The 26,010-nt window shown below is 72.6% G+C and carries 25 protein-coding genes; 16 read left to right on the forward strand and 9 right to left on the reverse strand.

Annotated features, from left to right (window positions below; all coding sequences use genetic code 11):
* Positions 1-21: 21 nt before the first annotated feature.
* Positions 22-630, reverse strand: a complete 609-nt coding sequence (locus tag LRP67_RS04600; protein WP_231269021.1) for a nitroreductase family protein — start codon at positions 628-630, stop codon at positions 22-24.
* Between the two features lie 22 nt (positions 631-652).
* On the opposite strand from LRP67_RS04600, the gene LRP67_RS04605 reads away from it, so the two are divergent.
* From LRP67_RS04605 to LRP67_RS04630, 6 genes are all read left to right on the forward strand, one after another.
* Positions 653-1,849: an allantoate amidohydrolase gene (locus tag LRP67_RS04605; RefSeq protein ID WP_231269022.1), complete on the forward strand. Its 1,197-nt coding sequence runs from the start codon at positions 653-655 to the stop codon at positions 1,847-1,849.
* Complete coding sequence (locus LRP67_RS04610) at positions 1,846-3,213, forward strand: formimidoylglutamate deiminase (protein WP_308189698.1); 1,368 nt, start codon at positions 1,846-1,848, stop codon at positions 3,211-3,213. Before LRP67_RS04605 ends, LRP67_RS04610 begins: the two co-directional genes overlap by 4 nt.
* Entirely contained in the window at positions 3,210-4,367 is a 1,158-nt protein-coding gene (hutI, locus tag LRP67_RS04615) for an imidazolonepropionase (RefSeq protein ID WP_231269023.1), read from the forward strand. The genes LRP67_RS04610 and hutI overlap by 4 nt, the downstream gene beginning before the upstream one ends.
* Positions 4,368-4,379: 12 nt before the next feature.
* Complete coding sequence (locus tag LRP67_RS04620; protein ID WP_231269024.1) at positions 4,380-5,117, forward strand: phosphatidylcholine/phosphatidylserine synthase; 738 nt, start codon at positions 4,380-4,382, stop codon at positions 5,115-5,117.
* An 83-nt stretch (positions 5,118-5,200) separates the two neighbouring features.
* Entirely contained in the window at positions 5,201-5,341 is a 141-nt protein-coding gene (locus LRP67_RS04625) for a hypothetical protein (protein WP_231269025.1), read from the forward strand.
* Positions 5,342-5,372: 31 nt separating this feature from the next.
* Positions 5,373-8,318 (forward strand): helix-turn-helix transcriptional regulator, encoded by a 2,946-nt coding sequence (locus tag LRP67_RS04630; RefSeq protein WP_231269026.1) that lies wholly within the window; start codon positions 5,373-5,375, stop codon positions 8,316-8,318.
* On the opposite strand, the gene LRP67_RS04635 is transcribed toward LRP67_RS04630, so the two are convergent.
* Positions 8,315-9,724, reverse strand: a complete 1,410-nt coding sequence (locus LRP67_RS04635; protein ID WP_231269027.1) for a M1 family metallopeptidase — start codon at positions 9,722-9,724, stop codon at positions 8,315-8,317. The genes LRP67_RS04630 and LRP67_RS04635 overlap by 4 nt on opposite strands.
* Before the next feature lie 55 nt (positions 9,725-9,779).
* On the opposite strand from LRP67_RS04635, the gene LRP67_RS04640 reads away from it, so the two are divergent.
* Positions 9,780-10,643, forward strand: coding sequence for a hypothetical protein (locus tag LRP67_RS04640; RefSeq protein WP_231269028.1), 864 nt, complete (start codon positions 9,780-9,782; stop codon positions 10,641-10,643).
* Between the two features lie 21 nt (positions 10,644-10,664).
* Complete coding sequence (locus LRP67_RS04645; RefSeq protein ID WP_231269029.1) at positions 10,665-12,071, forward strand: cytochrome P450; 1,407 nt, start codon at positions 10,665-10,667, stop codon at positions 12,069-12,071.
* Here the strand turns inward: LRP67_RS04645 and LRP67_RS04650 are convergent.
* The 5 genes from LRP67_RS04650 to LRP67_RS04670 form a co-directional block, all read right to left on the reverse strand.
* The gene (locus LRP67_RS04650; protein ID WP_231269030.1) at positions 12,052-12,492 is read right to left on the reverse strand and encodes a hypothetical protein; all 441 of its coding nucleotides are present in this window, start codon (positions 12,490-12,492) and stop codon (positions 12,052-12,054) included. The genes LRP67_RS04645 and LRP67_RS04650 overlap by 20 nt on opposite strands.
* 91 nt (positions 12,493-12,583) lie before the next feature.
* Complete coding sequence (locus LRP67_RS04655; RefSeq protein ID WP_231269031.1) at positions 12,584-13,741, reverse strand: sulfotransferase; 1,158 nt, start codon at positions 13,739-13,741, stop codon at positions 12,584-12,586.
* A 1-nt stretch (position 13,742) separates the two neighbouring features.
* Positions 13,743-14,585 carry an SDR family oxidoreductase gene (locus LRP67_RS04660; RefSeq protein ID WP_231269032.1) on the reverse strand — a complete coding sequence of 281 codons (843 nt, stop codon included), beginning with the start codon at positions 14,583-14,585 and terminating at the stop codon, positions 13,743-13,745.
* On the reverse strand, positions 14,582-15,745 hold the full coding sequence (locus LRP67_RS04665) for a hypothetical protein (protein ID WP_231269033.1): 1,164 nt from the start codon (positions 15,743-15,745) through the stop codon (positions 14,582-14,584). The genes LRP67_RS04660 and LRP67_RS04665 overlap by 4 nt, the downstream gene beginning before the upstream one ends.
* Positions 15,738-16,619, reverse strand: a complete 882-nt coding sequence (locus LRP67_RS04670) for a TIGR03619 family F420-dependent LLM class oxidoreductase (RefSeq protein ID WP_231269034.1) — start codon at positions 16,617-16,619, stop codon at positions 15,738-15,740. Before LRP67_RS04670 ends, LRP67_RS04665 begins: the two co-directional genes overlap by 8 nt.
* 46 nt (positions 16,620-16,665) lie before the next feature.
* Between LRP67_RS04670 and LRP67_RS04675 the strand changes: the two genes are divergently transcribed.
* Both LRP67_RS04675 and LRP67_RS04680 read left to right on the forward strand, forming a co-directional pair.
* Positions 16,666-17,091: a nuclear transport factor 2 family protein gene (locus LRP67_RS04675; RefSeq protein WP_231269035.1), complete on the forward strand. Its 426-nt coding sequence runs from the start codon at positions 16,666-16,668 to the stop codon at positions 17,089-17,091.
* Positions 17,092-17,190: 99 nt separating this feature from the next.
* Entirely contained in the window at positions 17,191-17,763 is a 573-nt protein-coding gene (locus LRP67_RS04680; protein WP_231269036.1) for a hypothetical protein, read from the forward strand.
* Positions 17,764-17,779: 16 nt separating this feature from the next.
* Here LRP67_RS04680 and LRP67_RS04685 read toward each other — a convergent pair whose 3' ends face one another.
* A complete protein-coding gene (locus LRP67_RS04685; protein WP_231269037.1) occupies positions 17,780-18,625 on the reverse strand; it encodes an aldo/keto reductase in 846 nt (281 codons plus the stop codon).
* A 47-nt stretch (positions 18,626-18,672) separates the two neighbouring features.
* Here LRP67_RS04685 and LRP67_RS04690 point away from each other — a divergent pair, with 47 nt between their 5' ends.
* Positions 18,673-19,113 carry an NUDIX hydrolase gene (locus LRP67_RS04690; protein WP_231269038.1) on the forward strand — a complete coding sequence of 147 codons (441 nt, stop codon included), beginning with the start codon at positions 18,673-18,675 and terminating at the stop codon, positions 19,111-19,113.
* Positions 19,114-19,117: 4 nt separating this feature from the next.
* Here the strand turns inward: LRP67_RS04690 and LRP67_RS04695 are convergent, their stop codons facing one another.
* Positions 19,118-20,083, reverse strand: coding sequence for a M28 family metallopeptidase (locus tag LRP67_RS04695; RefSeq protein WP_231269039.1), 966 nt, complete (start codon positions 20,081-20,083; stop codon positions 19,118-19,120).
* 97 nt (positions 20,084-20,180) lie between these two features.
* On the opposite strand from LRP67_RS04695, the gene LRP67_RS04700 reads away from it, so the two are divergent.
* The 5 genes from LRP67_RS04700 to LRP67_RS04720 all read left to right on the forward strand — a co-directional run bounded on the left by LRP67_RS04700 (position 20,181) and on the right by LRP67_RS04720 (position 26,008).
* Entirely contained in the window at positions 20,181-21,542 is a 1,362-nt protein-coding gene (locus tag LRP67_RS04700) for an HNH endonuclease signature motif containing protein (RefSeq protein ID WP_231269040.1), read from the forward strand.
* Positions 21,543-21,906: 364 nt separating this feature from the next.
* Positions 21,907-23,763 (forward strand): molecular chaperone DnaK, encoded by a 1,857-nt coding sequence (gene dnaK / locus LRP67_RS04705; RefSeq protein WP_231269041.1) that lies wholly within the window; start codon positions 21,907-21,909, stop codon positions 23,761-23,763.
* A complete protein-coding gene (grpE, locus tag LRP67_RS04710) occupies positions 23,760-24,398 on the forward strand; it encodes a nucleotide exchange factor GrpE (protein WP_231269042.1) in 639 nt (212 codons plus the stop codon). Before dnaK ends, grpE begins: the two co-directional genes overlap by 4 nt.
* 15 nt (positions 24,399-24,413) lie before the next feature.
* Positions 24,414-25,571, forward strand: a complete 1,158-nt coding sequence (gene dnaJ, locus LRP67_RS04715) for a molecular chaperone DnaJ (protein WP_231269043.1) — start codon at positions 24,414-24,416, stop codon at positions 25,569-25,571.
* The gene (locus tag LRP67_RS04720) at positions 25,571-26,008 is read left to right on the forward strand and encodes a heat shock protein transcriptional repressor HspR (protein ID WP_231269218.1); all 438 of its coding nucleotides are present in this window, start codon (positions 25,571-25,573) and stop codon (positions 26,006-26,008) included. Before dnaJ ends, LRP67_RS04720 begins: the two co-directional genes overlap by 1 nt.
* The last annotated feature ends 2 nt before the right edge of the window (positions 26,009-26,010 follow it).

A 26,010-nucleotide genomic window follows, 5' to 3' on the forward strand; every position in this document is an offset into this window, starting at 1 on the left:
GCCCAGGGGCGGAACGCTGGGTCAGTGCCCCCAGCGACCGCGATGGACCACCTCGGTCCACGGGGTGCGCGTGCGCCGCGCGGGGGAGCCGGCGCTGCCGGTGTCGGGCTGCCGGTGGCCGATCGTGATGACGCCGACCGGGTCGTAGTCCCCAGGGATGCCGAGGGCCTCGCGGAGCTCCTGCTCGCGGTCCTTGACGGTGCCGAAGAAGCAGGCGCCGAGGCCGGCGTCGGTCGCGGTCTGCAGGATGAGCAGGGAGGCCATCGCGGCGTCCATGTGCCAGTACGGCATCGACCAGGGGGACTCGGCGCGGTCCGTCCAGCCCTTGTCGGGCTGGGCGTAGCGCTCCAGGTAGGCCGCCTTGCTCGAGCAGGGCACGATCACCACCGGCGCCGTCATCAGCCCGGCCAGCCAGTCGCCGGGGTGCTCGACGTCGTCGCTGGAGGCGGCCCAGAACCGGCGTACGTCCTCGGGGGTGTCCAGCCGCAGGAAGGCCCAGCCCTGGCTGAACCCGGCGCTGGGAGCGTGCGTGGCGTTCTCCAGCGCGCGGTCGACGATCGCCGGGTCGACCGGCCGGTCGGCGTACCGGCGGACCATGCGGCGGCGCCGTACGACGTCCTGGAACTCCATGTGGACAAGTATGGGCGTGACGATGACTGACGACTTCGAGCGGATGTGGGCCGACCTGGCGCCGGTCGGACGGTCGGCGGTCTCCGGGGGGTACTTCCGCCAGCCCTACCTGGCGGCCGAGACCGAGCTCCGTGCCTGGTTCGCGGAGCAGGCGTCCGCGCGCGCGCTGAGGGTCGAGGCCGACGGAGTGGGCAACGTGATCGCGTGGTGGGGCCCGGCCTCGGGGCCTTCGGTGCTCACCGGGTCGCATCTGGACTCCGTCCTGGACGGCGGCGCGTACGACGGCCCGCTCGGCGTCGTCTCGGCGCTGGCCGCGATCGACGTGCTGCGCTCGCGCGGGTTCGTGCCGGGGCGGCGGATCGGGGTGTCGGTGTTCGCCGAGGAGGAGGGCTCGCGCTTCGGCGTGGCCTGCCTGGGCTCGCGTCTAGCCGCCGGAACGCTGCCGTGGGCGCAGGCGCGCGAGCTGCGTGACCGCTCGGGCGTGCTGCTGCCCGACGCGCTGGAGGCCGCAGGGCTGGACGGCACGGTGCTGTCCCTCGCCGACGTCGCGACGTTCGTGGAGCTGCACGTGGAGCAGGGCCGCGACCTGGTCGAGCGCGACGCTGCGGTGGGTGTGGCGAGCGGGATCTGGCCGCACGGGCGCCACCGCTTCGACTTCACCGGCGAGGCCAACCACGCCGGCACCACCCGTATGGAGGACCGCGCCGACCCGATGCTGACCTACGCGATGACCGCGCTGGCGGCGAACAAGCAGGCGCGGCTGGCCGGCGCGCGGGCGACCTTCGGGAGGGTGGAGGTCGCCCCCAACGGCACGAATGCGGTGCCGTCGCGAGTCACCGCGTGGCTGGACGCGCGCGCGCCGAGCGAGGAGGCGCTCTCGGCGTTGGTGGCGGCGGTGTCTCAACAGGGGGCGGATCGCGCGGGTCGCGACGGGACGGCGCTGACGGTGACGGCGGAGTCGGTGTCCGGGTCCGTGGCGTTCGACGCCGACCTCGCCGGGCGGCTGGCCACCGACCACGACGGCGGCGACTGGCCGGTGATCCCCACGCAGGCCGGCCATGACGCGGGCATCCTGTCGGCCGCCGGCATCCCCAGCGCGATGCTCTTCGTGCGCAACCCGACCGGCGTCTCGCACTCGCCGGCTGAGTCGGCGCAGATGTCGGACTGCCTGGTCGGCGTCTCCGCGCTGGCCGACACCCTCGAGCGGCTCGCGAGGTGACCGGCCCGGCGTCGTACCTGCTCGAGCGGGCGTGGGTCGACGGCGCCGTGGTCGACGACGTGCTGGTGACGATCGAGGCTGGCCGGTTCACTGGCGTCACGCGGGGTGCGCGAAACTCACGGCTCCCGGATGAAGCTTTGTCGGGGAACCGTGAGTTTCACCGGGCACCCGGTGAAACTCACCGACTCCCCGGCCTCACCCTCCCCGGCCTCGCGAACTGCCACAGCCACGCGTTCCACCGGGCGCTGAGGGGCAGGACGCAACGGGAGCGGGGGACGTTCTGGACGTGGCGCGAGCAGATGTACGCGCTGGCGGGGCGGCTGGGCCCGGACTCCTGCTTCGCGCTCGCGCGGGCGACGTACGGCGAGATGGCGGCGGCCGGGATCACCAGCGTGGGGGAGTTCCACTACCTGCACCACCAGCCCGACGGGACGCCCTACGACGATCCCAACGCGATGGGGCACGCGCTGGTGGCGGCGGCGCGTGAGGCGGGGGTCCGGATCGCGCTGCTCGACACCTGCTACCTCAGCAGCGGGTTCGGCGCGCCGCCGCGCGGGGCGCAGGTCCGCTACTGCGACGGCGACGCCGAGCGCTGGGCCGCCCGGGTCGCGCGGCTGCGGCCTGACGACACCACCGTCGTCGGCGCCGCCATCCACTCCGTCCGCGCGGTCCCCGACGACCAGCTGCGCACGGTGGTCGAGGCGAGCGCGGGGCGCCCGCTGCACGTCCACGTCTCCGAGCAGACGGCGGAGAACGACGACTGCGTCGCGGCGTACGGCGCCACGCCCACGCAGCTGCTCGCCGAGCACGGCGTGCTCGGCCCGCTCACGACCGCGGTGCACGCGACCCACCTGACCGAGGACGACGTGGCGCGCCTGGGCGGCACCGGCACCCACGCTTGCCTCTGCCCCACCACCGAGCGCGACCTGGGCGACGGGGTCGGGCCGAGCCGTCACCTGCGCGACGCCGGCAGCCCGCTCACCCTGGGCTCGGACAGCCACGCGGTGGTCGATTTGTTCGAGGAGATGCGCGCCGTCGAGCTGGACGAGCGCCTCGCGACCCGGACCCGCGGCCACTGGGCCGCCGCCGAGCTGCTCGCGGCGGCCACGGCCACCGGCCACGCCAGCCTCGGTTTCGCCGACGCGGGGGCGATCGCCGTCGGGCAGCGCGCCGACCTGGTCACCGTGGACACGGCGAGCCCGCGCACGGCCGGCACCGGCGCGGACGCCCACACCGCCGTCTTCGCCGCGACGGCCGCCGACGTCACCCACGTCGTGGCGGACGGGCAGGTGATCTACGAGCAGGGCGACGGCGCGCGGGTAGGCCACGATCTCGCCGCCACGATCGAGAGGATCTGGGCATGAGCAGCACCCTGCTGACCGGCATCGGCGAGCTCACGACATTCGCCGAGGACGGCCCCGAGGTCCTCGAGCAGGCCGCGCTCGTCATAGACGGGGCGATGCTCGCCTGGGTCGGCCCGTCGGCGGCCGCGCCGGACGCCGACGAGCGGGTCGATGTCGGCGGCCGTGCGGTCCTGCCGGGCTTCGTCGACAGCCACAGCCACCTGGTGTTCGTCGGCGACCGGGCCGCGGAGTTCGTGGCCCGCATGGCCGGCGAGCCGTACGCCGCCGGCGGCATCCGCACGACGGTCGCGGCCACCCGCGCCGCCACCGACGAGCAGCTCACCGCCCACGTCGCCCGGCTGGTGCAGGAGATGCGACGCCAGGGCACCACGACCGTCGAGATCAAGTCCGGATACGGACTCACCGTCCGCGACGAGGCCCGCAGCCTGGCGGTCGCCAGGCAGTTCACCGAGGAGACCACGTTCCTCGGCGCCCACGTCGTGCCCGAGGGCGACCCCGCGGCCTACGTCGAGCTCGTGACGGGCCCGATGCTGGACGCGGCGGCGCCGTACGCGCGCTGGGTCGACGTGTTCTGCGAGGCCGGCGCCTTCGACGTGGACCAGGCGCGCACGGTCCTCGAGGCGGGCCTGAGCCGCGGGCTGCGCGGCCGGCTGCACGCCAACCAGCTCGGCCGCGGGCCGGGCGTCCGGCTGGCTGCGGAGCTCGGGCTCGTCGCGGTCGACCACTGCACCTACCTCGGTGACGACGACGTCGACGCGCTGCGCGACTCAGGCACGATCGCGACGCTGCTGCCCGGCGTGGAGTTCTCCACCCGCCAGCCCTACCCCGACGCCCGGCGGCTGCTCGACGCCGGCGTGCGCGTCGCGATCGCCTCCGACTGCAACCCCGGCTCGAGCTTCACCAGCTCGCTGCCGCTGTGCGTCGCGCTGGCGGTGCGGGAGATGGGGATGACCCCGCTGGAGGCGGTCCGGGCCGCCACGGCCACCGGCGCCGCGGCCCTCGACCGTGACGACGTCGGCGTCGTGGAGCCCGGTCGGAGGGCGGATCTGGTCGTCCTCGATGCGCCCAGCCACGTCCATCTGGCCTATCGTCCTGGTGTCCCGCTGGTCAGCAGCGTCTGGCTGGGTGGCCGCCTGCTCACCCCTTTCGCCTGAGGAGATCCGCTCATGTCCGGCGCCAAGCTGGCCGCCTACGCAGTCCACGCCTACACGGCGAGCGGCTCGGTGCTGGCGCTGTTGATGGTCCACTACTCCTACCGCGGCGACGTCGAGACCGTGCTGTGGCTGTTCCTCGCCGCGATGGTGGTGGACGGAAGCGACGGGATCCTCGCCAGGCGGTTCCGGGTCAAGGAGCTGGTGCCCGGCTTCGACGGCGCGCTGCTCGACAACATCGTCGACTACATGACCTACGTGCTGGCGCCGATGGCGCTGCTGTGGGCCAACGGCTACCTGCCCGAGGGACTCTTCGGCGGGATCTGCGCGGTGGTGCCGCTGCTCGCCTCGTGCGTGCAGTTCTGCCGCACCGACGCCAAGCCGGTCGTGGCCGGCGAGCACTTCTTCCTGGGCTTCCCGAGCTACTGGAACATCGTCGCGTTCTACGTCGTCGCCACGGGCCTGGGCACGGACGCGACCGCGGCGATCTTGCTGATCTGCACGGTGCTGGTGTTCGTCCCGATCCGCTACGTCTACCCCTCCCGCACCGAGGCGCTGTGGCAGCTGACCTTCGTGCTCACCGTGCTGTGGTTCGCGGCGTACGCCGTCATCGTGGCCGAGCTGCCGGACCCGCACTCCCTCGTCGTGGCCGGGTCGGTGGCCTACCTCGTCTACTACCTGGGCCTCAGCCTGTGGCTCACCCTGCGCGCCGACACGGCCGCCGCGGCTGAGGTAGCCGCCGAGCCGATCTAAGGCACCTGCCCGATGTGCGGGCCTACCTCAGGGAGCGAGTCTCGTCTCACCGAAGAGCCAGAGACCCTGAGGAGACACACACCATGGACTACACCATCTTCGTCCAGGCCGAGACCGACTACCGCGCCGAGCGGATCCGCCGCGGCATGGCGCGCCGCCGCCCGCGCCGGACCCGGCGCCCGTTCGTACGCCGCCCCGCGGGGAGGACCGAGCTCGGCGGCTGAGGTGGGCCCTGAGGTGAGCCAGAATGAGCCCATGCCGCACCCCAGCACCACCCTGGTCGGCCGCGACGCCGAGCTGACGGAGCTCGCTTCGTCGCTCGGCGTCCGTGCGTCCGGCCCGCCGGTCGACACGGTGGCGCGGCCCGGCGGCGGGATCGTGCTGCTCTCCGGCGACGCGGGGGTCGGCAAGACCCGGCTGCTGCTCGAGCTGCGCGACCTCGCCCTCGCCGAGGGCTGGCAGGTGGTCGCCGGGCACTGCCTCGACTTCGGCGACAGCGCGCTGCCCTACCTGCCCTTCTCCGAGGTCCTCGGCCGCCTCGCCACGGACCTGGCCGACGTCGTCGGCTCCGTCGCCGCCGCCCATCCGGCCCTGGGGCGACTCCAACCCGGCCGCCGCGTGCTCTCCGCGGCCGCCGCCGGCGAGGGGCACTCGCTCGATCGCGCCGACCTGTTCGGCGCCGTCCACGCGCTGCTCGAGGCGGCCGCGGAGCACTGTCCGCTGCTGCTGGTCATCGAGGACGCGCACTGGGCCGACCGCTCCACCCGCGACATGCTCGGCTTCCTGTTCTCCCGCCCCTTCGACGCGCCGGTCGCGATCGTGGCGTCGTACCGCTCCGACGACCTGCACCGCCGCCACCCGCTGCGCCGTCAGGTCGCGGAGTGGTCGCGCCTGCGCGGGGTCGACCGGATGGCGCTCGCCCCGCTGGGAGACGACGCCGTACGTGCCCTGGTGGGGCAGCTCGTCCCGGAAGGGCTGGGCGAGCGCGAGCTCGCCGACATCGTGGACCGGGCCGAGGGCAACGCCTTCTTCGTGGAGGAGCTCACCAGTGCCGCGGCCCAGCCCGGCAACTGGGTGCCCGCCGACCTCGCCGACGTCCTGCTGGTCCGCCTGGACCGGCTCGACGAGTCGGCGCGGCAGGTCGTCCGCGCCGCCAGCGCGAGCGGTCGCCGGGTCGCCCACGACATGCTCGAGGCCGCGTCGGGGCTTGAAGCCGAGGCGCTGGAGGAGGGCCTGCGCGGGGCGGTGGAGATGAACGTCCTGGTGGCCGAGCACGGCCGCTACGCGTTCCGCCACGCGCTGCTCGGGGAGGCCGTCTACGACGACCTGCTGCCCGGCGAGCGGGTGCGGCTGCACCGGCAGTACGCCGTGGCGCTCAGCGAGGGACGCGCCCGCGGCACCGCCGCGGAGCTGGCGCGTCACGCCCGCCTCGCCAACGACCTCGACACCGCGCTCAGCGCGAGCATCCGCGCCGGCGACGAGGCCTCGACCGTCGGCGGCCCGGACGAGGCGGCCTACCACTTCCAGCAGGCACTCGAGCTGCTCGCCGACCCCGCCCGGAGCGCCGACGCCGACCTGGACCTCACCAAGCTGGTCGTGGCGACCGCCGACGCCCTGACCGCCAGCGGCGACCCGGAGCGGGCGGTGGCCGTCATCCAGGAGCAGCTCGACCGCCTCCCGGCCGACGCGAGCGACGCCGGTCGCGCCCGGATGCTCAGCGCCCAGGCCAACGCCCTCTACGTCACCGAGTCAGAGCACGACCCGACCGCGCTCTCGGCGCGGGCCGTCGAGCTCGCACCAGAGGGCGAGAGCCCGCTGCGCGCTCGGGTCCTGGCCACGCACGCGCGGATCCTCGCCGCCTCCGGACGCTACGACGAGGCCCAGGCGGTGGGGATGGACGCGCTGGGGCTTGCCGAGAGGCTGGACCTCCACGAGCTCGCCTCCGACGCGATCACCACCCTCGGCGGGCTGAAGAAGGCCGGCCCCAAGGAGGGCCTCCGGGCGGCCCTTGACGAGGCGGTCGTCCGTGCCCAGGAGGCCGGCGCGGTCCACGCCGAGCTGCGCGGACGGTTCTTCCTCGGCCGCTCCTTCCAGGACTGGGCCGAGTTCGACGACTCCGTGGCGTGGTTCGCCTCCGCGATCGAGCGGGCCGCGGAGGCCGGCCTGCCCTGGGCGCCGTACGCCTTCGAGTCGCGCTACCAGCTCGCGATGGTGCACCTCACCCGCGGCGAGTGGGACGAGGTCCTCCGCCTCACCGAGGTGCCGGACCCCCACCCGCCCCCGATCCCGCAGGGGATGCTGCTCACCGAGCGTCTCCACGTGCAGCAGGCGCGCGGCGCCGACGTCGCCGCCGAGGCCGCGAGGCTGCGCACGCTCTGGTCGCGGGAGGGCTCGGTCGCGATCCACGCCGCGGCGCTCGAGATGGTGGCCGCCACGCGGCGCGCCGACGCGGCCGCCGTGCTCGCGGTCTACGACGACGTCGTGGAGGTGCTGAGCCGGATCTGGCGCGGCTGGTTCAGCGCCCGGATCCGCCTGGCCGCGGTGGCGGTCGCCGGGGTGGCCGCCGCGCTGCCGCGGCTCAGCGCCGTCGAGCGCGAGCGGTACGCCGCCCGCGTCGACCGCCTCGCCGAGGACGGCCGCACGGTCCTCGACCGCTACACCGACCCTTCGGGCCACTGGGGTCCGGAGGGCCGCGCCTGGGTCAAGCGGCTCGAGGCGGAGGCCCTGCGGGCGCACTGGCTGGCGGGGGTCGACCCGCCGCCCCAGGAGACGCTGGTCGAGAGCTGGCGTGAGGCGGTGGCGCTGTTCGACGCCTTCGGCCACGTCCACGAGCGGGCCGCGTGTCAGGTCGCCCTCGCCGGCATCCTCCGGGCGGCCGGCGACGTGGCCGGTGCCCGTGAGGTCGGCGACCTGGCGCGGGAGACCGCCCACGCGCTCGGCGCGCAGCCGCTGCTCGACGAGCTGCGCGACCTGGGTGGCGTGCCGCAGCGCACGGAGTCGGTCCCGGACGCCTTGACGGCCCGGGAGCGCGAGATCCTCGCGCTCGTGGCCGACGGCCGGAGCAACGGCGAGATCGCCAAGCTGCTCTTCATCAGCGCCAAGACGGTCTCGGTGCACGTCTCGAACATCCTCGGCAAGCTGGGTGCCGCCGGCCGCACCGAGGCCGCCGCGATCGCCCGTCGCCGCGGCCTCCTCGACTAGTAGCCCGCAGGCCTGCCGTCCAGCTCGAGCCAGTCGGCGAACAGCGCGTCGAGCTGCTCGCCCGACACTCGCTCGGCGACGGCGACCAGCTGGGCGGTGCTCGCGGTGCCGTGGCGGTGGGTCCGGGCCCAGGTCTTGAGGAAGGCGAAGAAGTCCGCGTCGCCGATCCGCTCGCGCAGCGCCTGCAGCGTCATCGCGCCGCGCAGGTAGACGGGGTCGCCGAACAGGTCCTGGGGGCCGGTGAACTGCGTGGGCGCCGGGCGCCACAGCGGCGCGGAGGCCGGCCTGGCGTACAGCGCGTCGAACCGCTCCGCCGGGCCCTCCTCGCCCTGCGCCTCGCCCCACAGCCACTCGGCGTACGTCGCGAAGCCCTCGGCCAGCCAGATGTCGTGCCAGTCGCGGAAGCCGACCGAGTCGCCGTACCACTGGTGGGCCATCTCGTGCACGAGCGTCCCGGAGTCCACGTCGAAGGGGTAGAAGGGCCGGGTCTGGGTCTCGAGCGCGTAGCCCACGTCGGCGTCGTCGACGACCATGCCGGTGGAGGTGAACGGGTACGGCCCGAACAGCCGCTCCTCGAAGCGCATCACCCGGGGCAGCGCCCGCCGCACCGAGAGCGGCACGTCGTGCCGGGGGTCGGCGAAGGTCCACACCGGGACCTTGCGGCCGGTGATCGAGCGGGCCGTCGAGCGGTAGACCTTGAAGCGCCCGACCGCGACCATCGCCAGGTACGTCGCCATCGGGTCGCGCGCCTGCCAGGTCCACGTGGTGCGCGCGCCGTGCCGCGCCCGGCGCGCGAGGTTGCCGTTGGCGACCGCCTGCACGCCGCGCGGCACGGTGACCCGGAAGGTGTAGCGCGCCTTGTCGCGGGGGGTGTTGTTCGAGGGGATCCAGGTCATCGTGCCGACGGGCTCGCCCAAGGCGATGGCGCCGTCCTTCGTGGGCACCCAGCCCTCTTTCGAGCCGTCGGCGTCGAAGTAGGTCCGCGGCACCCCGGCGTACTCGACGACCACGGTGAAGCGGCCCCGCACCGGCGCGCGCGGGACGACGACCAGCTGCTGCCCCCGCCGGTGCCAGCGGGCAGCAGCGCCGCCGACGCGCACCGCGCGGACCCGCATCCCGACGAGGTCGAGCGCGAAGGACCGCAGCCGGGTGGTGGCGACGGCCCGGATCCGGGTGCGCGCCTTGAGGCGGTTCGTCGCGGGGAAGTAGTCGAGGCTGACGTCGTAGTGACGGACGTCGTAGCCGGAGTGACCCAGCGACGGGAAGAGGGTGTCGGCGCTGCCGGCCCGTGAGTCGGCCCGCGAGTCGGCCCGGGGGGCCGCGGGGGCCGGGACGGTGGCGAGGGTGAGCACGAGCGGGACGACGGCCAGCACCGACAGCAGCCGGGCTCGGAGAGAGGGGCGCACCTCACGAGCGTAGGTCGCTCGTGTGAGCGGGCGGCGGGACGGGTAGTAAGGGTCCGTGACCCAGGCACCCACCCCGTTGACCTTCAACGACTCCGGCGCGGGCTGGCACCTGCGCCCGCGGCGGCGCTACCTGCTGCTGGTCGGCGCGCTCCTGGTGGCGGCGATGCTGACCGCCGCCGCCGTCCAGGCGCTGGTCGACGGCAAGGTCTGGGCCGCGGTGCTGCTGCTCGTGCTCGCCGCAGCGGTCGCGGCGCTCCCGTTCGACAACTCCCGGCGACGCCTCGCCCCCACGACGTACGACGGGCCCGAGGGTCGGGGCACGCTGCTGCCGGTGCACGGGGTGCGCGTCGTCAGCATCCTCGCGATGCTGGTCTTCGGGCTGCTGCTGTTGCTGGTCCCGGTGTTCGCGTTCACCGAGGGCCTCGACGGCAGCACCGGCGACCACGTCCTCATGGTCGTGATCTCGCTGTTCCTCCTGCTGTTCGGCCTGCTCATGCTCGTCGGCGCGTACGGCGGCGTCCGCAGCCGGCTGACGCCGTCCAAGGGCATCCTGCTGACGCCCACGCGCATCGTGCTGCGCACCCAGGCGCAGCAGATGTCGTTCGGCTGGGAGGCGGTGCGCGGCGTGTGGCCGCACTGGACCCGGCACCGCGGCTGGACCGACCTGGTCCCCACGCCCGAGGACCCCATCCACAACTGGCTGTCCTTCGACGTGGAGCCGGGCCGCTTCGATGGCGAGAACCCGCTCGGGCCCGGGGCGCGCACCTCCTCGCCGACGCTGGACGCGGAGAAGCTCGCGAGCGACCCGGACGCCGTCCTGGGGCTGTGCCGTCTCTACCTGGACCACCCCGAGCTCCGCGAGGAGCTGGGGATGCCGGCGGCGCTCGAGCGCTTCCGCGCCCTGGCCTCCGGGGGTTGACGCGCTCGTAGCATGGCGAGGGTGGTCCTCCACGACGACGTCTCCGAGCTCACCGCCCGGCGCTTCCGCAAGATGAGCTCCGGCGGCCGCGGCGCGCTGCCGAGGGTCGACCCCTCCCTGCTGCCGCCGGGCCCTCGCTGGCCGGCGCTGGTGCAGAGCGTCGCGCTGATGCGACTGCGGCACTGGTTCCACCCCTACCTCGCGCGCCGGTTCGGGGGCGTCTACACGATCCGGCTCGTGCCCGCCGGCAGGCCGCTGGTGCTCTTCACCAGGCCGGAGCACATCCGCGAGATCTTCGCCGCCGACCCGGAGGTCTTCCACGCCGGCAAGGGCAACGCGATCCTCGGTCCCGTCATGGGCAGGCACTCGCTGCTGCTGCAGGACTCCCTGGAGCACCAGCGGGCGCGCCGACTGCTGATGCCGGCGTTCCACGGGCAGGCCCTGCGCGAGTACCGCACGCTGGTGGGGGAGCTGGCGCGCGCGGAGGTGGCCGGCTGGCGCGACGGCGCGGAGCTCCGCTCGCTCGACCGGATGAACGCGCTCACGCTGGAGGTCATCTTGCGGGTGGTCTTCGGCGTCACCGACGAGGAGCGGCTGGCGCGACTGCGCCCGTGCGTCAACGCCACGGTCGACATCAGCCCTGCGATCCTGCTCGGCTGGGGCTACCCGCGGCTGCAGCGCTACGGCCCGTGGAAGCGCACGGTCGACAACCAGTACGCGCTGGACCGGCTCATGTACGCCGAGATCCGCGAGCGCCGCCTCGCCCCCGACCTCGCCGAGCGGACCGACGTACTCTCGCGGCTGATCGTGGCCGGCGCCGACGAGGCCGGCGCCCCCAGTGACCGACTGAGCGACACCGAGCTGCGCGATCAGCTCGTCACGCTGCTGCTGGCCGGCCACGAGACGACCGCCACGGCCCTGTCGTGGGCCCTCTACGAGGTGGGCCGGGACCCCACGCTGCTCGCGCGCACGCAGGCGGCCGCCGACGCGGCCGACGCCGACGGCGACGCGTGGCTGGAGGCCGTGCTCAAGGAGTCGATGCGCCTGCACCCGGTCATCCCCATGGTCGTGCGCACCCTGATGCGGCCCGCCACCATCGGCGGGCTCGAGCTCCCGGCCGGCACGACCGTGGGCCCGTCGATCATCGTCAGCCACCAGCGCTCCGAGGCGTTCGGTGACCCGGAGGCCTTCCGGCCCGATCGCTTCGTCGGCGCCAACCCGCCGCCCCACACCTGGATCCCCTTCGGCGGTGGTGCCCGGCGCTGCATCGGCGCCGGCTTCTCGCTCATGGAGGGCGTCGCCGTGCTGCGCGAGGTGTTCTCCGCGTACGCCGTCGAGGCGCTCGGCTCCGACGAGCCGCGAGTCCGCAACATCACCAGCGTGCCGCGCCGGGGCGCGCCGATCCGGGTCACGCGGCGAGCGGGGTGACGTCGACGGTCTCGGCGATCGCCTCGAACACGTCGCAGTAGTCCCAGTAGTCCTCCCGGGCGACCGAGCAGGTGAGGGTCACCCCCACGGACCCGACCCGCCACGCCCACTGGTCACAGAGCAGGTCGGCGGTGCCGAGCCGGTGCGCGAAGCGCCGATAGGCCACGTCGTGGCCGAAGAGGTCGAACTCGTCGTCGTCCTCGAGGTCGAAGTCCTCCAGTCGGGCCTCGAGCTCGCGCATCGCCTCGGCGCGCCACTCCTCGAGCGGGAGGTCGACCGGGACGCAGGCGAGCGTGAGCTCGGGGCGCACGCCGCTGGCGGGCAGCGACGGCGCGCGGGCGGTCACGAGCACGCCGTGGTCGGGGTCGGCGCGCTGCGGCCACGACGGCGGCAGCGCGATCTCGAGGTCAGCGGCGGACATGGGGCTGGGTGGTGGTGGTGAACATGCCCGGAGGCTGCTCGCGACGGCGTACCCCGCAAACCGGGGCCCGCGCCGTCTGTGGACGGGAGCGTCAGCGGTCGAAGGCCTGACGCACCTGAGCCTCGTCCAGGCCGTAGTCGGCGAGGTCGTAGCGGTGGGACGGCTTGGCGGAGCCCGACCTCGACTCGCGGTCGATCTCGGTGATCGCCGTCTGGGCCTGCGGGGTCCAGTCGAGGTCGAAGCGCTCGTAGACGCCGCGCATCGTGCCGAGCGGGTCGGAGACCAGGTCGGTGAAGGCGACGTCGGCGAACTGCGCCTGGTCGTAGGTCGGTCGCGCGTCGTGGAAGGCGTGGAAGGCTCGCGACCACAGGTCCAGCTGGGTCCGGCCGATCACGTCGCCGACGTACGTCGTCGAGTGGCCGGCCGTGGTCTCGGCCGACAGCGAGCAGGACGAGGCGAGGCACACGACGGGGTCGCGGTGGGTGTAGACGACCAAGGCATCCGGGTAGACGGCCATCAGCGCGTCGAGCGCCGTCATGTGCGAGGGGTTCTTGAGCACCCACCGCTTGTCGGGGTCGTGGAGCCCGACGAGCTGGAGGTTCGCCCTGTGACGCGCGTAGGCGTCGGTCCAGTCCTGCTCGGCCAGCCAGGCGGTGTAGCGCGGGACGTGGGCCAGCGACTCGTAGGAGTGGGACTTGCCCGTCTGACGCAGCAGCCGCCAGCACTCCTCGACCGTGGTGGCATCGATGTAGTGGATGCCCATGAACTCCGGCGCCTCGACATGGTGGGCCGCGAAGGCCTCCTGCATCGCGGTGAAGATCGGGTCTGCCTCCCAGGTCTCGCGTGGCGGTCGCGGCTGCGGGTACTGCGTCAGCCACATCTCCAGCCCCTGCGCCGCAGGGTCCGCGTGCAGCAGCCGGTGCAGCGCGGTCGTGCCGGTGCGTGGCAGCCCCATGACGAACACCGGCCGCTCGATGGGCACGTCGGCGTGCTCGGGGTGGGCGGCGAGCTGGGCCTGGGTGAGCAGCGCCCCGACCAGTGCCGACTTCACCTCCGAGCGCTGGAAGTAGTTGCCGCGCGGCGTCAGCCCCGCCTCCGCCGAGGCCAGGTCCTCGACCAGGACCCGCAGCCCCTCCTCGTGCGCGCTGCCCCCGAAGTCCGACAGTCCGGTGGTCCGCACGGCGGCCGCGACGATGTCGTCGTACGAGCCGACGTCGGGCCGCTCGCGCGCCATGACGTTGTCGCTCATGTCAGCGGTGGAATTCGCCGCAGTCGACGCTCAGCATCTGCCCGGTGACCGCGGAGGCCAGGTCGCTGGCGAGGAAGAGCGTGGCCCGCGCCACCTCCTGCGGCGAGGCCAGCCGCTTGAGGTCGGTGGGCGCGGCCCGCTCGGCGTAGACCTCCTCGTGGGTCTTGTCCTCGACGGCGGCGAGGTAGTCGAAGTAGCCGCGGTTGACGTCCTCGTAGATGTAGGACGGCGCGACGCTGTTGACCCGGATGCCGCGCGGCCCCAGCTCGGTGGCCAGCGACGACGCGAGGTGCTCCAGCGCCCCCTTGGACAGCTTGTAGCCGGCGTACTCGGGCTGGGAGCTGAACGAGACGCAGGAGTTGAGCATGATGATCGACCCCCTGCTCTCCGACAGGGCGTCGGCGAAGAGCGCCGAGAGCCGCAGGGGGGCGAAGACGTTGGTCTCGTTGACCTTCGCCAGCCTGCGGGGCTCGATCTGGGTGATCGGGTCCATCGGCGGGATGGTGAACGCGTTGTTGATGAGGCAGTCGACGCGGCCGAGCGCCTCGAGGGTCCGGTCACGCAGCTGGACGCGCGAGCCCTCGTCGGTCACGTCGGTGACCACGCTGACGACCGTGCCCCCGTGGGCCTCGAGCTCCTCCTGGAGTGCTCGCAGGCGGGACTCGGTCCGGCTGGCGATCACCAGATCGGCGCCCATCCTGGCGGCCTCCTCGGCCAGCGACCGGCCGAGTCCGGGACCGATGCCGGAGATCACGAGGACCTTGCCCCTCAGCAGGGGTGCCGGGGTGTAGCGCTCCTCGATCGAGGTGTCGTGCGCGGCTGCGAGGCCCAGGTCCTGGCTCAACTGATCATCCTTCGGGCGACGGAGCGCTGGCGTGCGGTGACGCGCGCGGCGTACTCCTCGGGGGTGATGGGCATGTAGTGCGGGAGCCGGTCCACCACGTCGGCGAGCGGGACGCGCTCGACGGTCGGGCCATCGGCGTCCTGGGTGAGGTCGCGCTCGAGGCGCTGCCAACGCAGCATCATCGAGCCGGTCCGGTGGCCGGTGGTCTCGAGCCAGTTGGCGATCGCGCCGCCCTCGCCGGCGGGGGAGCGCTCGGAGATGACGAAGCGCATCTTGCCGTCCGGGTCGGTCACGGCCTGCGCCTTGGTCAGCGAGGTCTGGTGGGTCTCGTAGTCGGTCGAGGCGTACCAGTCCGAGCCGATCTGGATGCCCTGGTAGCTGCAGTCGGTGCACTCCGGCACCGTGACCACCAGCGCCTCGTCCTCGGCCAGCCCGTAGTGGCCGATCGACGAGCGCTGCGACGCCAGACCGCCCGGGGTGGACTGCGGCGCGGTCAGGGTGTTGACCGGCTCCTGGTACTGGAAGAACTGCGGGAACGCGAACCAGGTCTGGATGCTGCCGACCAGGCTGCGCGCCGCGACCTCGTACTGCTTGCGCAGCAGGTCCTGGGTCAGCGGCCGGGCCGGTCGCCCGAGTCGGTCGGGGCGCTCGATGGCGAGCAGCCCCCGCTCCTCGGTGTCCCAGTCGTTGAACACCTCCCGGACGATCATCGTCGTGGCCCCGGGCTCGGCGACGTAGGTGAACTCGAACGTCCCGTCGTCGCCGATCTCGAGCTCGCGATCGTCGAAGGCCAGCAGCGAGGTGGCCGCGGAGTCGGCGGTGTAGGCGCCGCCCATGACCTGGAAGGACAGGTCGGCGCTCGTGCCGCGCCGACCGCGCACGACGTACTCCACCCCCTCGCGCAGGTAGGCGTGGAGGTAGATCGCGTCGGGGTTGTCCAGGCCCTGTCGGGAGAACTGGTGGGTCGGGTTGAGGAACAGCGGCCGCTCGAGGTCGTAGTCGAACGCCGTCTGCATGGCCATCCGGATCCGCCCGGCCAGGTAGTCGTAGCCCTCCAGCCGGTCCTGCTCGGTGCGGATGAACGGGGCGTTGGCGACCAGCTCCTCCGCCTCCGCGATCGCGTCCTGCAGGACCGTCGTCAGGCCGAGCGACTCAGACATCGCCGACCTTGCCGATGATCTGGTCGGCGTAGCGGTTCAGGTGGTCGATCTTGTCCTGCAGGGGCTCGGGGTCCGGCCCCATGACGTAGGGCACGCGGAAGCCGACGATGCAGTCGGTGACGCCCTTGTCCTCGAGGCGCTTGACGCCGTCGAGGTCGTAGGCGTCGTAGGAGATGACATGCACCTCGAAGTCGTCGCGCGTGTCCTCCTCTTCCCGGCGGATCTCGGCGAGGCGGGTGAGTAGCCGGTCGAGCTCCTCGCCGTCGCCGCCGGCGTGCATCCATCCGTCGCCCTTGAGCACCGCGCGTCGCAGGGCGTTGTCGACGTGGCCGCCCACGAGCAGCGGGATCGGCTTGCTGGCGCCGGGGGTCTGCTTGAGCTCGTCGATCGTGTAGAAGTCGCCGTCGTAGGAGAAGAACTCTCCCGCGGTGAGGCCGCGCAGGATGTCCATGCACTCGTCCATGCGCTTGCCGCGACGGGCCCAGTCGACTCCCAGGTTGGCGAAGTCCTCGGGCCACGGCGAGATGCCGACGCCCAGGCCGAGGCGGTTGTCGGAGAGGAAGGCCAGCGACGAGGCCTGCTTGGCGACCAGGACCGGCGGGCGCACCGGCAGCTTGAGCACGAACGGCGTGAGCCGCAGCGTGGTCGTCACCGCGAACAGGTGCGCGCACAGCACCATGGTCTCGATGAACTCCTTGTCCTCGAGGAACGCCCGGTCGCCGGTGTCGGTGTAGGGGTAGCGGGAGTCGGAGCTCTTCGGGTAGATCAGGCTGTCGGCCACGGTCATGCTCGTGTAGCCGGCGGCCTCCGCCGCCTGGGCCAGCGGGGCGTAGAACTTCGCCTGGGTCATGGCCTCGGCGTAGGTGAACCTCATGAGCCACAGAGTAGAACGTGTTCCAGTTCTGTGCCAGAGTGCCGTCGTGGACCTCCAGACGCTCTGCGACCGGGCCGAGATCAGCGACGTACTGACTCGCTACACGCGTGCCATCGACACCGGCGACTGGGATCGCCTCGACACGGTGTTCACGCCCGGCGCGCAGATCGACTACACGCAGTCGGGCGGGATCGCCGGGGCGTACCCGGAGGTCAAGGCGTGGCTGGCCGAGGTGCTGCCGGCCTTCTTCCCGCAGCGCATGCACACGCTCGGCCAGCTCGACATCCGGATCGACGGGGACGCCGCCGCCTGCGTGGCGTACTTCCACAACCCGATGCCGATGAGCGACGGCGCCGGCGGCGAGCGGATCGTCGAGCTCGGTGGGATCTACCACCACGCGCTGGTGCGCACGCCGGGCGGTTGGCGCAGCGAGCGCCTGCGCGAGGAGGTCGTGTGGAAGCGCGGCCTGTGATCGGGGCCGGCTGAGACCCGAGGCGGCGGGGTCGTGTGGTCCCCTTGACCCGGTCCCCGACAATGGGCGCACCGCACCACCATCCAGGGGAGACCGTACGTGGCTGACGAAGAACCAACCCCGCGCGAGGGGCGCCCCGTCCTGGAGGGTCTCGTCGCCCTGGTCGCCGTGGCGCTCGCCGTCGGCCTGATCCTCGGCGGTGGCGCGCTCCTGGTGAAGAGGCTGGTCGGCCTGGACGGCGACAGCGCCACGAGCGATGGCAGCAGCGGTGGGGGCGGCGAGACGATGTACCTGCCGACCCCCTCGCCCACCGAGCGCGACACCGGCCCGCAGATCACGCTGGCCCCGGACCCCGGGGGAGAGGGAGGCCCTCCACCGTCGAGCAAGTCGGAGGAGCCGGAGACCGCGATCTCGCTGACCTCCGACGCCTCCGAGGTCGGATCCATGGAGCGGATCTACCTGCGGGGCACCTACCCCGACGGCGAGGGCGCGATCCTGCAGGTGCAGCAGTGGGAGGGCGACGACTGGGGGATCTTCCCGGTCACGGCCTCGGTGAGCAACGAGACGTTCACGACCTACATCCAGACCAGCCAGCTGGGCAAGAACCGCTTCCGCGTCGTCGACACCGACAGCGGCGAGGCCTCCAACGAGATCCGCGTGACGATCCGCTGATCTGACCGAGCCGAGCTCAGCTCGGGATCCAGTCCATCGTCTCGGGGTTGGGGCCGATGCGGCCGGCCTCGCCCTGGTCGAGGCGGCGGATGGCCTCGACCTCGTCCGGGGAGAGCTGGAAGTCGAAGATCTCGAAGTTCTCGCGCATCCGCTCCTCGTGCATCGACTTGGGGAAGACCACGTCCCCGCGCTCGATGTGCCAGCGCAGCGTCACCTGTGAGGGCGTCTTGCCGTGGCGCTGGGCGAGCCTCTGGATCACCTCGTCGTCCATGACCTTGCCCTGGGCGATGGGTGACCAGGCCTCGACGGTGATCCCGCGCTCGTGCGAGGCGGCCCGGACCTCGTCGTTGGGCAGGTAGGGGTGGGCCTCGATCTGGTTGACGGCGGGCAGGACCCCCGTCGCGTCGATGATCCGGTCGAGGTGCTCGGGGTGGAAGTTGGAGACGCCCACGGAGCGCAGCCGGCCGTCCTGCGTCAGCTCGGTCATGGCCTTCCACGTCGAGACGTAGTCGCCGTCGTAGCGCGTGGGCAGCGGCCAGTGGATGAGGAACAGGTCGATGTAGTCCAAGCCGAGTCGCTCGAACGACTCCTCGAAGCTGCGCCGCACGTCGTCGGGCCGGTGGTTGTTGTTGTTGAGCTTGGTGGTGACGTAGAGCTCCTCGCGTGGGATCCCGGAGGCGGCGATGCCCTGCCCCACGCCCTCCTCGTTGCCGTACATCTGCGCCGTGTCGAGGTGGCGGTAGCCGACCGAGATGGCCGTGGCGACCGTGGCCGCCGTCTCCGCCGGCGGGACCTGGAAGACGCCGAAACCGAGCTGGGGGATGGTGGTCTGGTTGTTGAGGGTGATCGTCGGGACGCTCATAGGAGGCCGAATACCCGGTGGGGCGCCGTCGTATTCCATGATGGGGTGTGCACTACACCGAGTACGACACCCGGCTTGCGGCCTACGCGGTCATCGTCGACGACCGCGACCGGGTCCTCCTCGCCCTGTGGAACGAGGGTGAGGAGAAGCGCTGGACGCTGCCCGGCGGCGGCGTCGACCTCGAGGAGCAGGCCGCCGCGGGCGCGGTGCGGGAGGTCCGCGAAGAGACCGGCTACGACGTGGAGCTGGGCGCGCTGCTCGGGGTGGACTCCTACGTGATCCCCGTCGAGCGCCGCATCGCCGACACCGACCGGCCGATGAAGGCGGTGCGGGTGGTCTACGAGGCGCGCATCGTCGGCGGGGAGCTGACTCCCGAGGTCGACGGCAGCACCGACGAGGCGCGGTGGATCCCGTTGGCCGAGGTCGCCGGCCTGCCGCGCGTGAGCCTGGTCGACGTCGGCCTTGGCCTCTGGCGCGCCTCGCGCTGAGGCCTCACCCCAGCCAGGCGAGCACCGTGCGTGCGGTCCGCTCGAGCTGGGCGCGCTGCACGACCTCGGGGGTGTCGGTGCGGTCGTGGTAGGCGGCGTACGGCGTGCTGCCGAGGCGGGCGCCCGGCAGCCCCTCGCGCACGAACGACCAGTGGTCACTGGACGTCTGGAACGGGTCGAGGACCGTCTCCACCCCCGCCCTGCGCGCCGCGGCGACGAGCTGGTCGGTCAGCGCGTTGGGCTCGGCGGGGCTGCCGACCGGTAGCACCTCTCCCACACCGACCCGGTCCAGTGAGACCATCCCGGCGAGGCTGCGCCGCTGCTGCGTGGTGAGGGAGGCGACGTAGGCGCGTGAGCCGTAGTGGTGGTGGGCGTCGCCCTCGCCGCGGGGCTCCTCGGAGCCGAACGCGACGAGCACCACGGGCAGCCGGCTGCGAGTGTCCTGGAGGGCCTCGGCGACCGCGAGCAGGACCCCGACCCCCGACGCGTTGTCCTCCGCGCCCGGCGCGTCCACCACGGTGTCGAGGTGGGCGCCGACCAGCAGCCACGGCCGCCCCGGCCGCGGTGTGCCGTGCGTGGCGATGAGGTTCACCGAGGGCCCCGCCTCGACCGGCCCGTTCCACGAGTAGCCCGCCGGTGTGGGAAAGCGCTGCCGCTCCACCCGCCACCCGCTCGCGGTGAAGCGGCGCTCGACCCACGCGGCCGCCCGGAAGTACGCCGGGGTCGTCCCGGGCCGCGGCCCGATCTCGCCCGCCAGGTGCCGCACCGCGCGCGCCGCGGTGCTGACGTCCAGGTCGTCGGGCGTCACGAGCGGTTGCGGCGTGGGAGTGGGTGTGGGCGAGGCTGTGGGCGACGGGCTGGTGGAGCCGGTGCCTGCGGAGCGGGCCGCCGGAGACGGCTCGGCCTCGGGCTCGGTCTGGCTCGTGCAGCCGGACAGCGCCACCACCATGACCACCCACGCCCACCTCATCCCCCCATCCTGCCCTCGCGCGCCCCTCGGTGGTCGAGGTGCGACTTCCTCTTCAGGGACTCTTGATGTACGAACATACGTTCGGTTAGTATGGACCATGTTCCTCGCGCACCTCGACGCCCGCCGGCCGAGCGCCGATGGCGCAGGCGCGCCCGAGGACCTGATCGCCGCCGTCCGCGAGACCCGGGCCCGTGCCGACGCCGCCGAGGTCGACCTCCTGCGACTCGGCGTGGCCTGGGCCCACACCCACCTCGAGGACCCCGCCGACGACACCTGGCACGCCGCCCGCAAGCGCGGCGCCTACGACGACGGCGCACCAGCCCTCGAGGACCTGAGCGAGCCCGAGGAGCTGGAGTGGTTCGGGATCCCGCGCCTGGCCTGGGACGCCCCGGCCGCGTTCGCCGCGGCCAACCAGATGACCACCAGCGCCGGCAAGGCCTACCTGCGCGACGCCCTGATCCTGGCCCACCGCCTGCCACGCGTCCACGCCCGCGTGCTCGCCGGCGAGGTCCCCGTCTGGCGCGCCCGTCGCATCGCCCAGGCCGTGCTCGGCAAGCCCGCCGACGTGGCCGCCTACCTCGACCTGGAGGTCGCCGACCGCGCCCACCAGGTCGGCGCCACCATGCTGGACAGGCTCCTGGACGAGGCGATGCTGCGTCTCTATCCAGAGCAGCGCGAGGCCGAGCAGCTCGACGCCCTCGACCGCCGCCACGCCACCCTGCACGAGGACTCCCTCAACCACACCGGCGTCGCCGAGATGACCCTGCGCGCCGATTGGACCGACCTCAAGGACTTCGACCGCGCACTCTCGCTGGTGGCCGCCGCGCTGCGGCGTGACGGCTGCACCGAGCCCCTCGACATACGCCGCGCGATGGCGATCGGCATCCTCGCCGACCCCGCCCGCGCCCTCGCCCTGATCAACGGCGACGAGGCGCCCGTGCCGACCAAGGGCATCGTGGCCTACCTCCACCTGGGCGACGACGCGCCCCTGGGCTGCGACCCCGTCGTCGCCGACGAGCAGGGTCACACCTGGCTCGTCGACACCGTGCACGAGTGGCTCGCCCGCGACGACCGGTTCGTCACCGTCCGCCCCGTCATCGACCTCAACGACCACTGCGACGGCACCCGCCACCACGCGCAGCCCACCGGCCCCGACCCCTACGCCCCCTCCCCGCTGACCGCGGAGAAGGTCCGCCTGCGCGACCGGACCTGCGTGTTCCCCTGGTGCACGCGCCCGGCCCGGTCCTGCGACCTCGACCACATCACGCCCTACGACAGTGGCGGGCCGACCTGCGAGTGCAATCTCGCCGCCCTGTGTCGACATCACCACCGCCTCAAGACCCACGCCGGCTGGCGATACCAACTCCTCGGCCCCGGGACCTTTCTCTGGGCCGAACCCCACGGCCAACGGTTCGTCCGCACCCGACACGGCACCCTCGACCTCACCGACACCGCCTGACCGTCGGCGCCGCGCTCTTGCGTGCGGAGCATGGGCTACCCGGAGCCACGGGACCGAGGCCGACACGTTGCTGGGCTCGTGGGAGGGCCAGCGCGCGACGTTCGCGTGGAAGTGCGCCGATCTGGACGACGCGGGGCTGCGCGCGACGGTGGGGCGAGCCATCTCTTCCGGATGGACCCGCCGGGCGGGCGTACCCCTACGGCGGCTAGGACAGAAAAATCCGCAAGCCGGGAACACCTGTGCCGTCACCTCTGTTGAGCAGGTGACTGGAACTTGAGTTGAGACGACTCAATTTACCTGCCAGACTTAGACCCACAAGTCTTCAACCCAGGCCCTCCGGGGCCTCATCACGGAGGTACAACTCATGGCACGTGCTGTCGGCATCGACCTCGGGACGACGAACAGCGTCGTTGCGGTCCTCGAGGGTGGCGAGCCCACCGTCATCGCCAACGCGGAAGGTGCCCGCACCACTCCGTCGGTCGTCGCCTTCGCGAAGTCCGGCGAGGTGCTGGTCGGCGAGGTCGCGAAGCGCCAGGCGGTCACCAACGTGGACCGCACCATCCGCTCGGTCAAGCGCCACATGGGCACCGACTGGAAGCAGCGGATCGACGACAAGGACTTCACCCCCCAGCAGATCAGCGCGTTCGTGCTGCAGAAGCTGAAGCGGGACGCGGAGGCCTACCTCGGGGAGCCGGTGACCGACGCGGTCATCACCGTTCCGGCGTACTTCTCCGACGCGCAGCGCCAGGCCACCAAGGAGGCCGGCGAGATCGCGGGCCTCAACGTGAGCCGCATCGTCAACGAGCCCACCGCGGCCGCGCTCGCCTACGGCCTCGACAAGGGTGACGACCAGACGATCCTGGTCTTCGACCTCGGTGGCGGCACGTTCGACGTGTCCCTGCTCGAGATCGGCGAGGGCGTCGTCGAGGTCAAGGCGACCTCGGGAGACAACCACCTCGGCGGTGACGACTGGGACAACCGCGTCGTGGAGTGGATGGTCAAGAAGTTCAAGGACAACAACGGCGTCGACCTCGCGGCCGACAAGATCGCCAAGCAGCGCCTCCAGGAGGCCGCCGAGAAGGCGAAGATCGAGCTGTCCTCCTCGAGCGAGACCACGATCCACCTGCCCTACATCACCCACGGCGAGTCCGGCCCGCTGCACTTCGAGGAGCGGCTGACCCGCAGCGAGTTCCAGAAGATGACCGCGGACCTGCTCGACCGCACCAAGGCGCCCTTCCAGAACGTCCTCAAGGACGGGGGCGTCGCGATCGACAAGATCGACCACGTCGTGCTCGTCGGCGGCTCCACCCGGATGCCCGCCGTGAGCGAGCTGGTGACCGAGCTCCTCGGGGGCAAGCAGCCCAACAAGGGCGTCAACCCCGACGAGGTCGTCGCGGTGGGTGCCGCGCTCCAGGCCGGCGTGCTCAAGGGCGAGGTCAAGGACGTGCTGCTGCTCGACGTGACCCCGCTGTCGCTGGGGATCGAGACCAAGGGCGGCGTCATGACCACCCTGATCGAGCGCAACACCACGATCCCGACCAAGCGCTCGGAGATCTTCACGACCGCCGATGACAACCAGCCCTCGGTCGAGATCAAGGTGGCCCAGGGCGAGCGCCAGATGTGGTCGCAGAACCAGCCGCTGGGCAACTTCGAGCTCACCGGCCTGCCCCCGGCGCCGCGCGGCATCCCGAAGATCGAGGTCACCTTCGACATCGACGCCAACGGCATCGTGCACGTGTCCGCAAAGGACCAGGGCTCCGGCAAGGAGCAGTCGATGACGATCTCCGGCGGCTCCGCGCTGTCGAAGGACGAGATCGACCGCATGGTCAAGGAGGCCGAGCAGTACGCCGAGGAGGACGCCAAGCGTCGCGAGGCCGTCGAGGCCCGCAACCAGGCCGACCAGCTGGTCTACACGACCGAGAAGTTCCTCGCCGACAACGCCGAGAAGCTGCCCGAGGACGTCAAGACCGAGGTCCAGGGCGACGTCGACGCGCTGAAGACGCTGCTGGAGGACCCCGAGGCGTCCGCCGAGACCCTCAACGCGGGCGTGGCCAAGCTCGGTGAGTCCAGCCAGAAGATGGGCGCGGCCATGTACGCCGCCGCGGAGGCCGAGCAGGCCGCCGCCGGTGGGTCCGACGGCTCGACGGGCGAGGCCGACGACGACGTCGTCGACGCCGAGATCGTCGACGAGGGGCCGGCTGACGAGGGTCAGTCCAAGTGAGCGACCCGCACGTGAACCGCGACGAGGAGCCGGTCGAGTCCTTCGGCGACGCCGCCTCCGAGATGGCCAACGAGACCGAGGTCGAGGAGGAGCCCGTCGCCGATGGCGCCGCCTCCTCGGCCTCGGCCGGCGAGCCCGGCGAGTCCGGCCGGGCCGAGGACGACGTGATCTCGCAGGACGAGCTGGTCGTGACGCAGATGGCCTTGGCGGAGCGGACCGCGGACCTGCAGCGACTGCAGGCCGAGTTCCTCAACTACAAGCGCCGCGTCGAGCGCGACCGCGACCTGCTCCGGGAGAACGCGACCTACGCCGCGCTGGCGCCGATCACCGAGGTGCTCGACACCATCGACCGGGCCCGCGAGCACGGCGAGCTAGACGGCGGTTTCAAGGCCGTGGCCGAGCAGCTGGAGCGGGTCGTGGCCGGCCTGGGCCTGATCCGCTTCGGCGAGGTCGGCGACCCGTTCGACCCGACGGTCCACGAGGCCCTCTCCCACATCGGGGAGGACCCCGAGGTCACCGTGACGACGTGCAAGGTGATCGCCAAGGCCGGCTACAAGATCGGCGACCGCGTGGTCCGCGCGGCGCAGGTGCTCGTGGTCGACCCGGCGACGAGCCCCACCACCGACGGGGAGTGAGAAGGGAGGTGTGCGATGAGTGACGAGGGGGTCCGCGCCGATTGGGCGCAGAAGGACTTCTACCAGGTGCTGGGCGTCAAGAAGGACGCGACGGCCGACGAGATCAAGAAGGCCTACCGCAAGCTCGCGCGCGCCAACCACCCCGACTCCAACCCCGGGGACACCGCCAAGCACGAGAAGTTCAAGGCGGTCGCCGAGGCCTACGACGTGGTCGGCGACACCGAGAAGCGCAAGAAGTACGACGAGCTGCGCGAGCTCTACGGCTCGGGCGCCCGTGGCGGCTTCGGTGGCGGAGCGGGGGGGTTCAACCTCGACGACCTGCTCCGCGACCGGGCCGGCGGAGGGGGCGGCTTCGGCGACATGTTCGGTGACCTCTTCGGAGGTGGCCGCCGCACCCAGCAGGCGCGGCGGCCGACCAAGGGCGCCGACGTGGAGACGACCGCGACGATCAGCTTCACCGACGCCATGGACGGCGTCACGATCTCGCTGCGGCTCACCTCCGACGCCCCCTGTCCCGACTGTCAGGGCACCGGCGGCAAGCCGGGCACGAAGCCGCACATCTGCCCCCAGTGCGAGGGCGCCGGCTACGTCACCGTCTCGGCGGGCGGCGCGTTCTCCATGAACGAGACCTGCCCCCACTGCGGCGGGCGCCAGCTCGTCTACGACGAGCCGTGCCCCACCTGTCAGGGCAGCGGGCGCGGGATGTCGGCGCGCTCGATCCAGGCGCGGATCCCCGCCGGGGTCAAGGACGGCCAGCGCATCCGCCTGCGCGGCAAGGGCGGGGCGGGCGAGAACGGCGGCCCGGCCGGGGACCTGTTCGTGGTCGTCAAGGTCAGGCCGCACCGGATCTTCGCCCGCAAGGCCGACAACCTCACGCTCACGGTGCCGGTGTCCTTCGACGAGGCCGCGCTGGGCGCGGAGATCAAGATCCCCACCCTGGGGGGCGCCCCGGTCACCCTCAAGATCCCGGCGGGCACCCCCAACGGGCGCACCTTCCGGGTCCGCGGCAAGGGGGCGCGCAAGTCCGACGGCACCTACGGCGACCTGCTGGCGACCGTCGAGGTCCAGGTCCCGGCCGTGCTCGACGAGGCCGCTCGCGCGGCCGTCGAGGCCTACCGGGAGGCGACGGCGAGCAAGCCGCTGCGGGCCAACCTCTTCGAGGCGGGCTCGTGATGGCCGCCCGCGACCCGTTCGCGGTACCCGGACCCGACGCCGCGGTCTTCGTCATCAGCGTCGCCGCCGAGCTGACCGGCCTGCACCCCCAGACGCTGCGCACCTATGAGCGGCTGGGCCTCATCAACCCCGTGCGCACGGTCGGCGGTGGGCGCCGCTACTCCGCGCGGGACATCGAGCGGCTCCGCGAGATCTCCGAGCTCACCGCGGCGGGCATCGGCATCGAGGGGGTACGCCGGATCCTCGAGCTGGAGAACCAGGTGGCCGCGCTGTCGGCGCGCAACGAGGAGCTGCACGCCGAGCTCGAGAGCACCCGCGACACGCTGCGGCAGGCGCTCGCCGGCCCGCCGTTGGGCCCCGCGTCGCCCAACAAGCTGCCCGTGCTCCGCAAGACCCACAGCGGCCAGGCGGTCGTCGTCTGGCGTCGCGGCCGCTGAGC

This window comes from Nocardioides sp. cx-169 (assembly GCF_021083605.1).
GTDB lineage: Bacteria > Actinomycetota > Actinomycetes > Propionibacteriales > Nocardioidaceae > Nocardioides.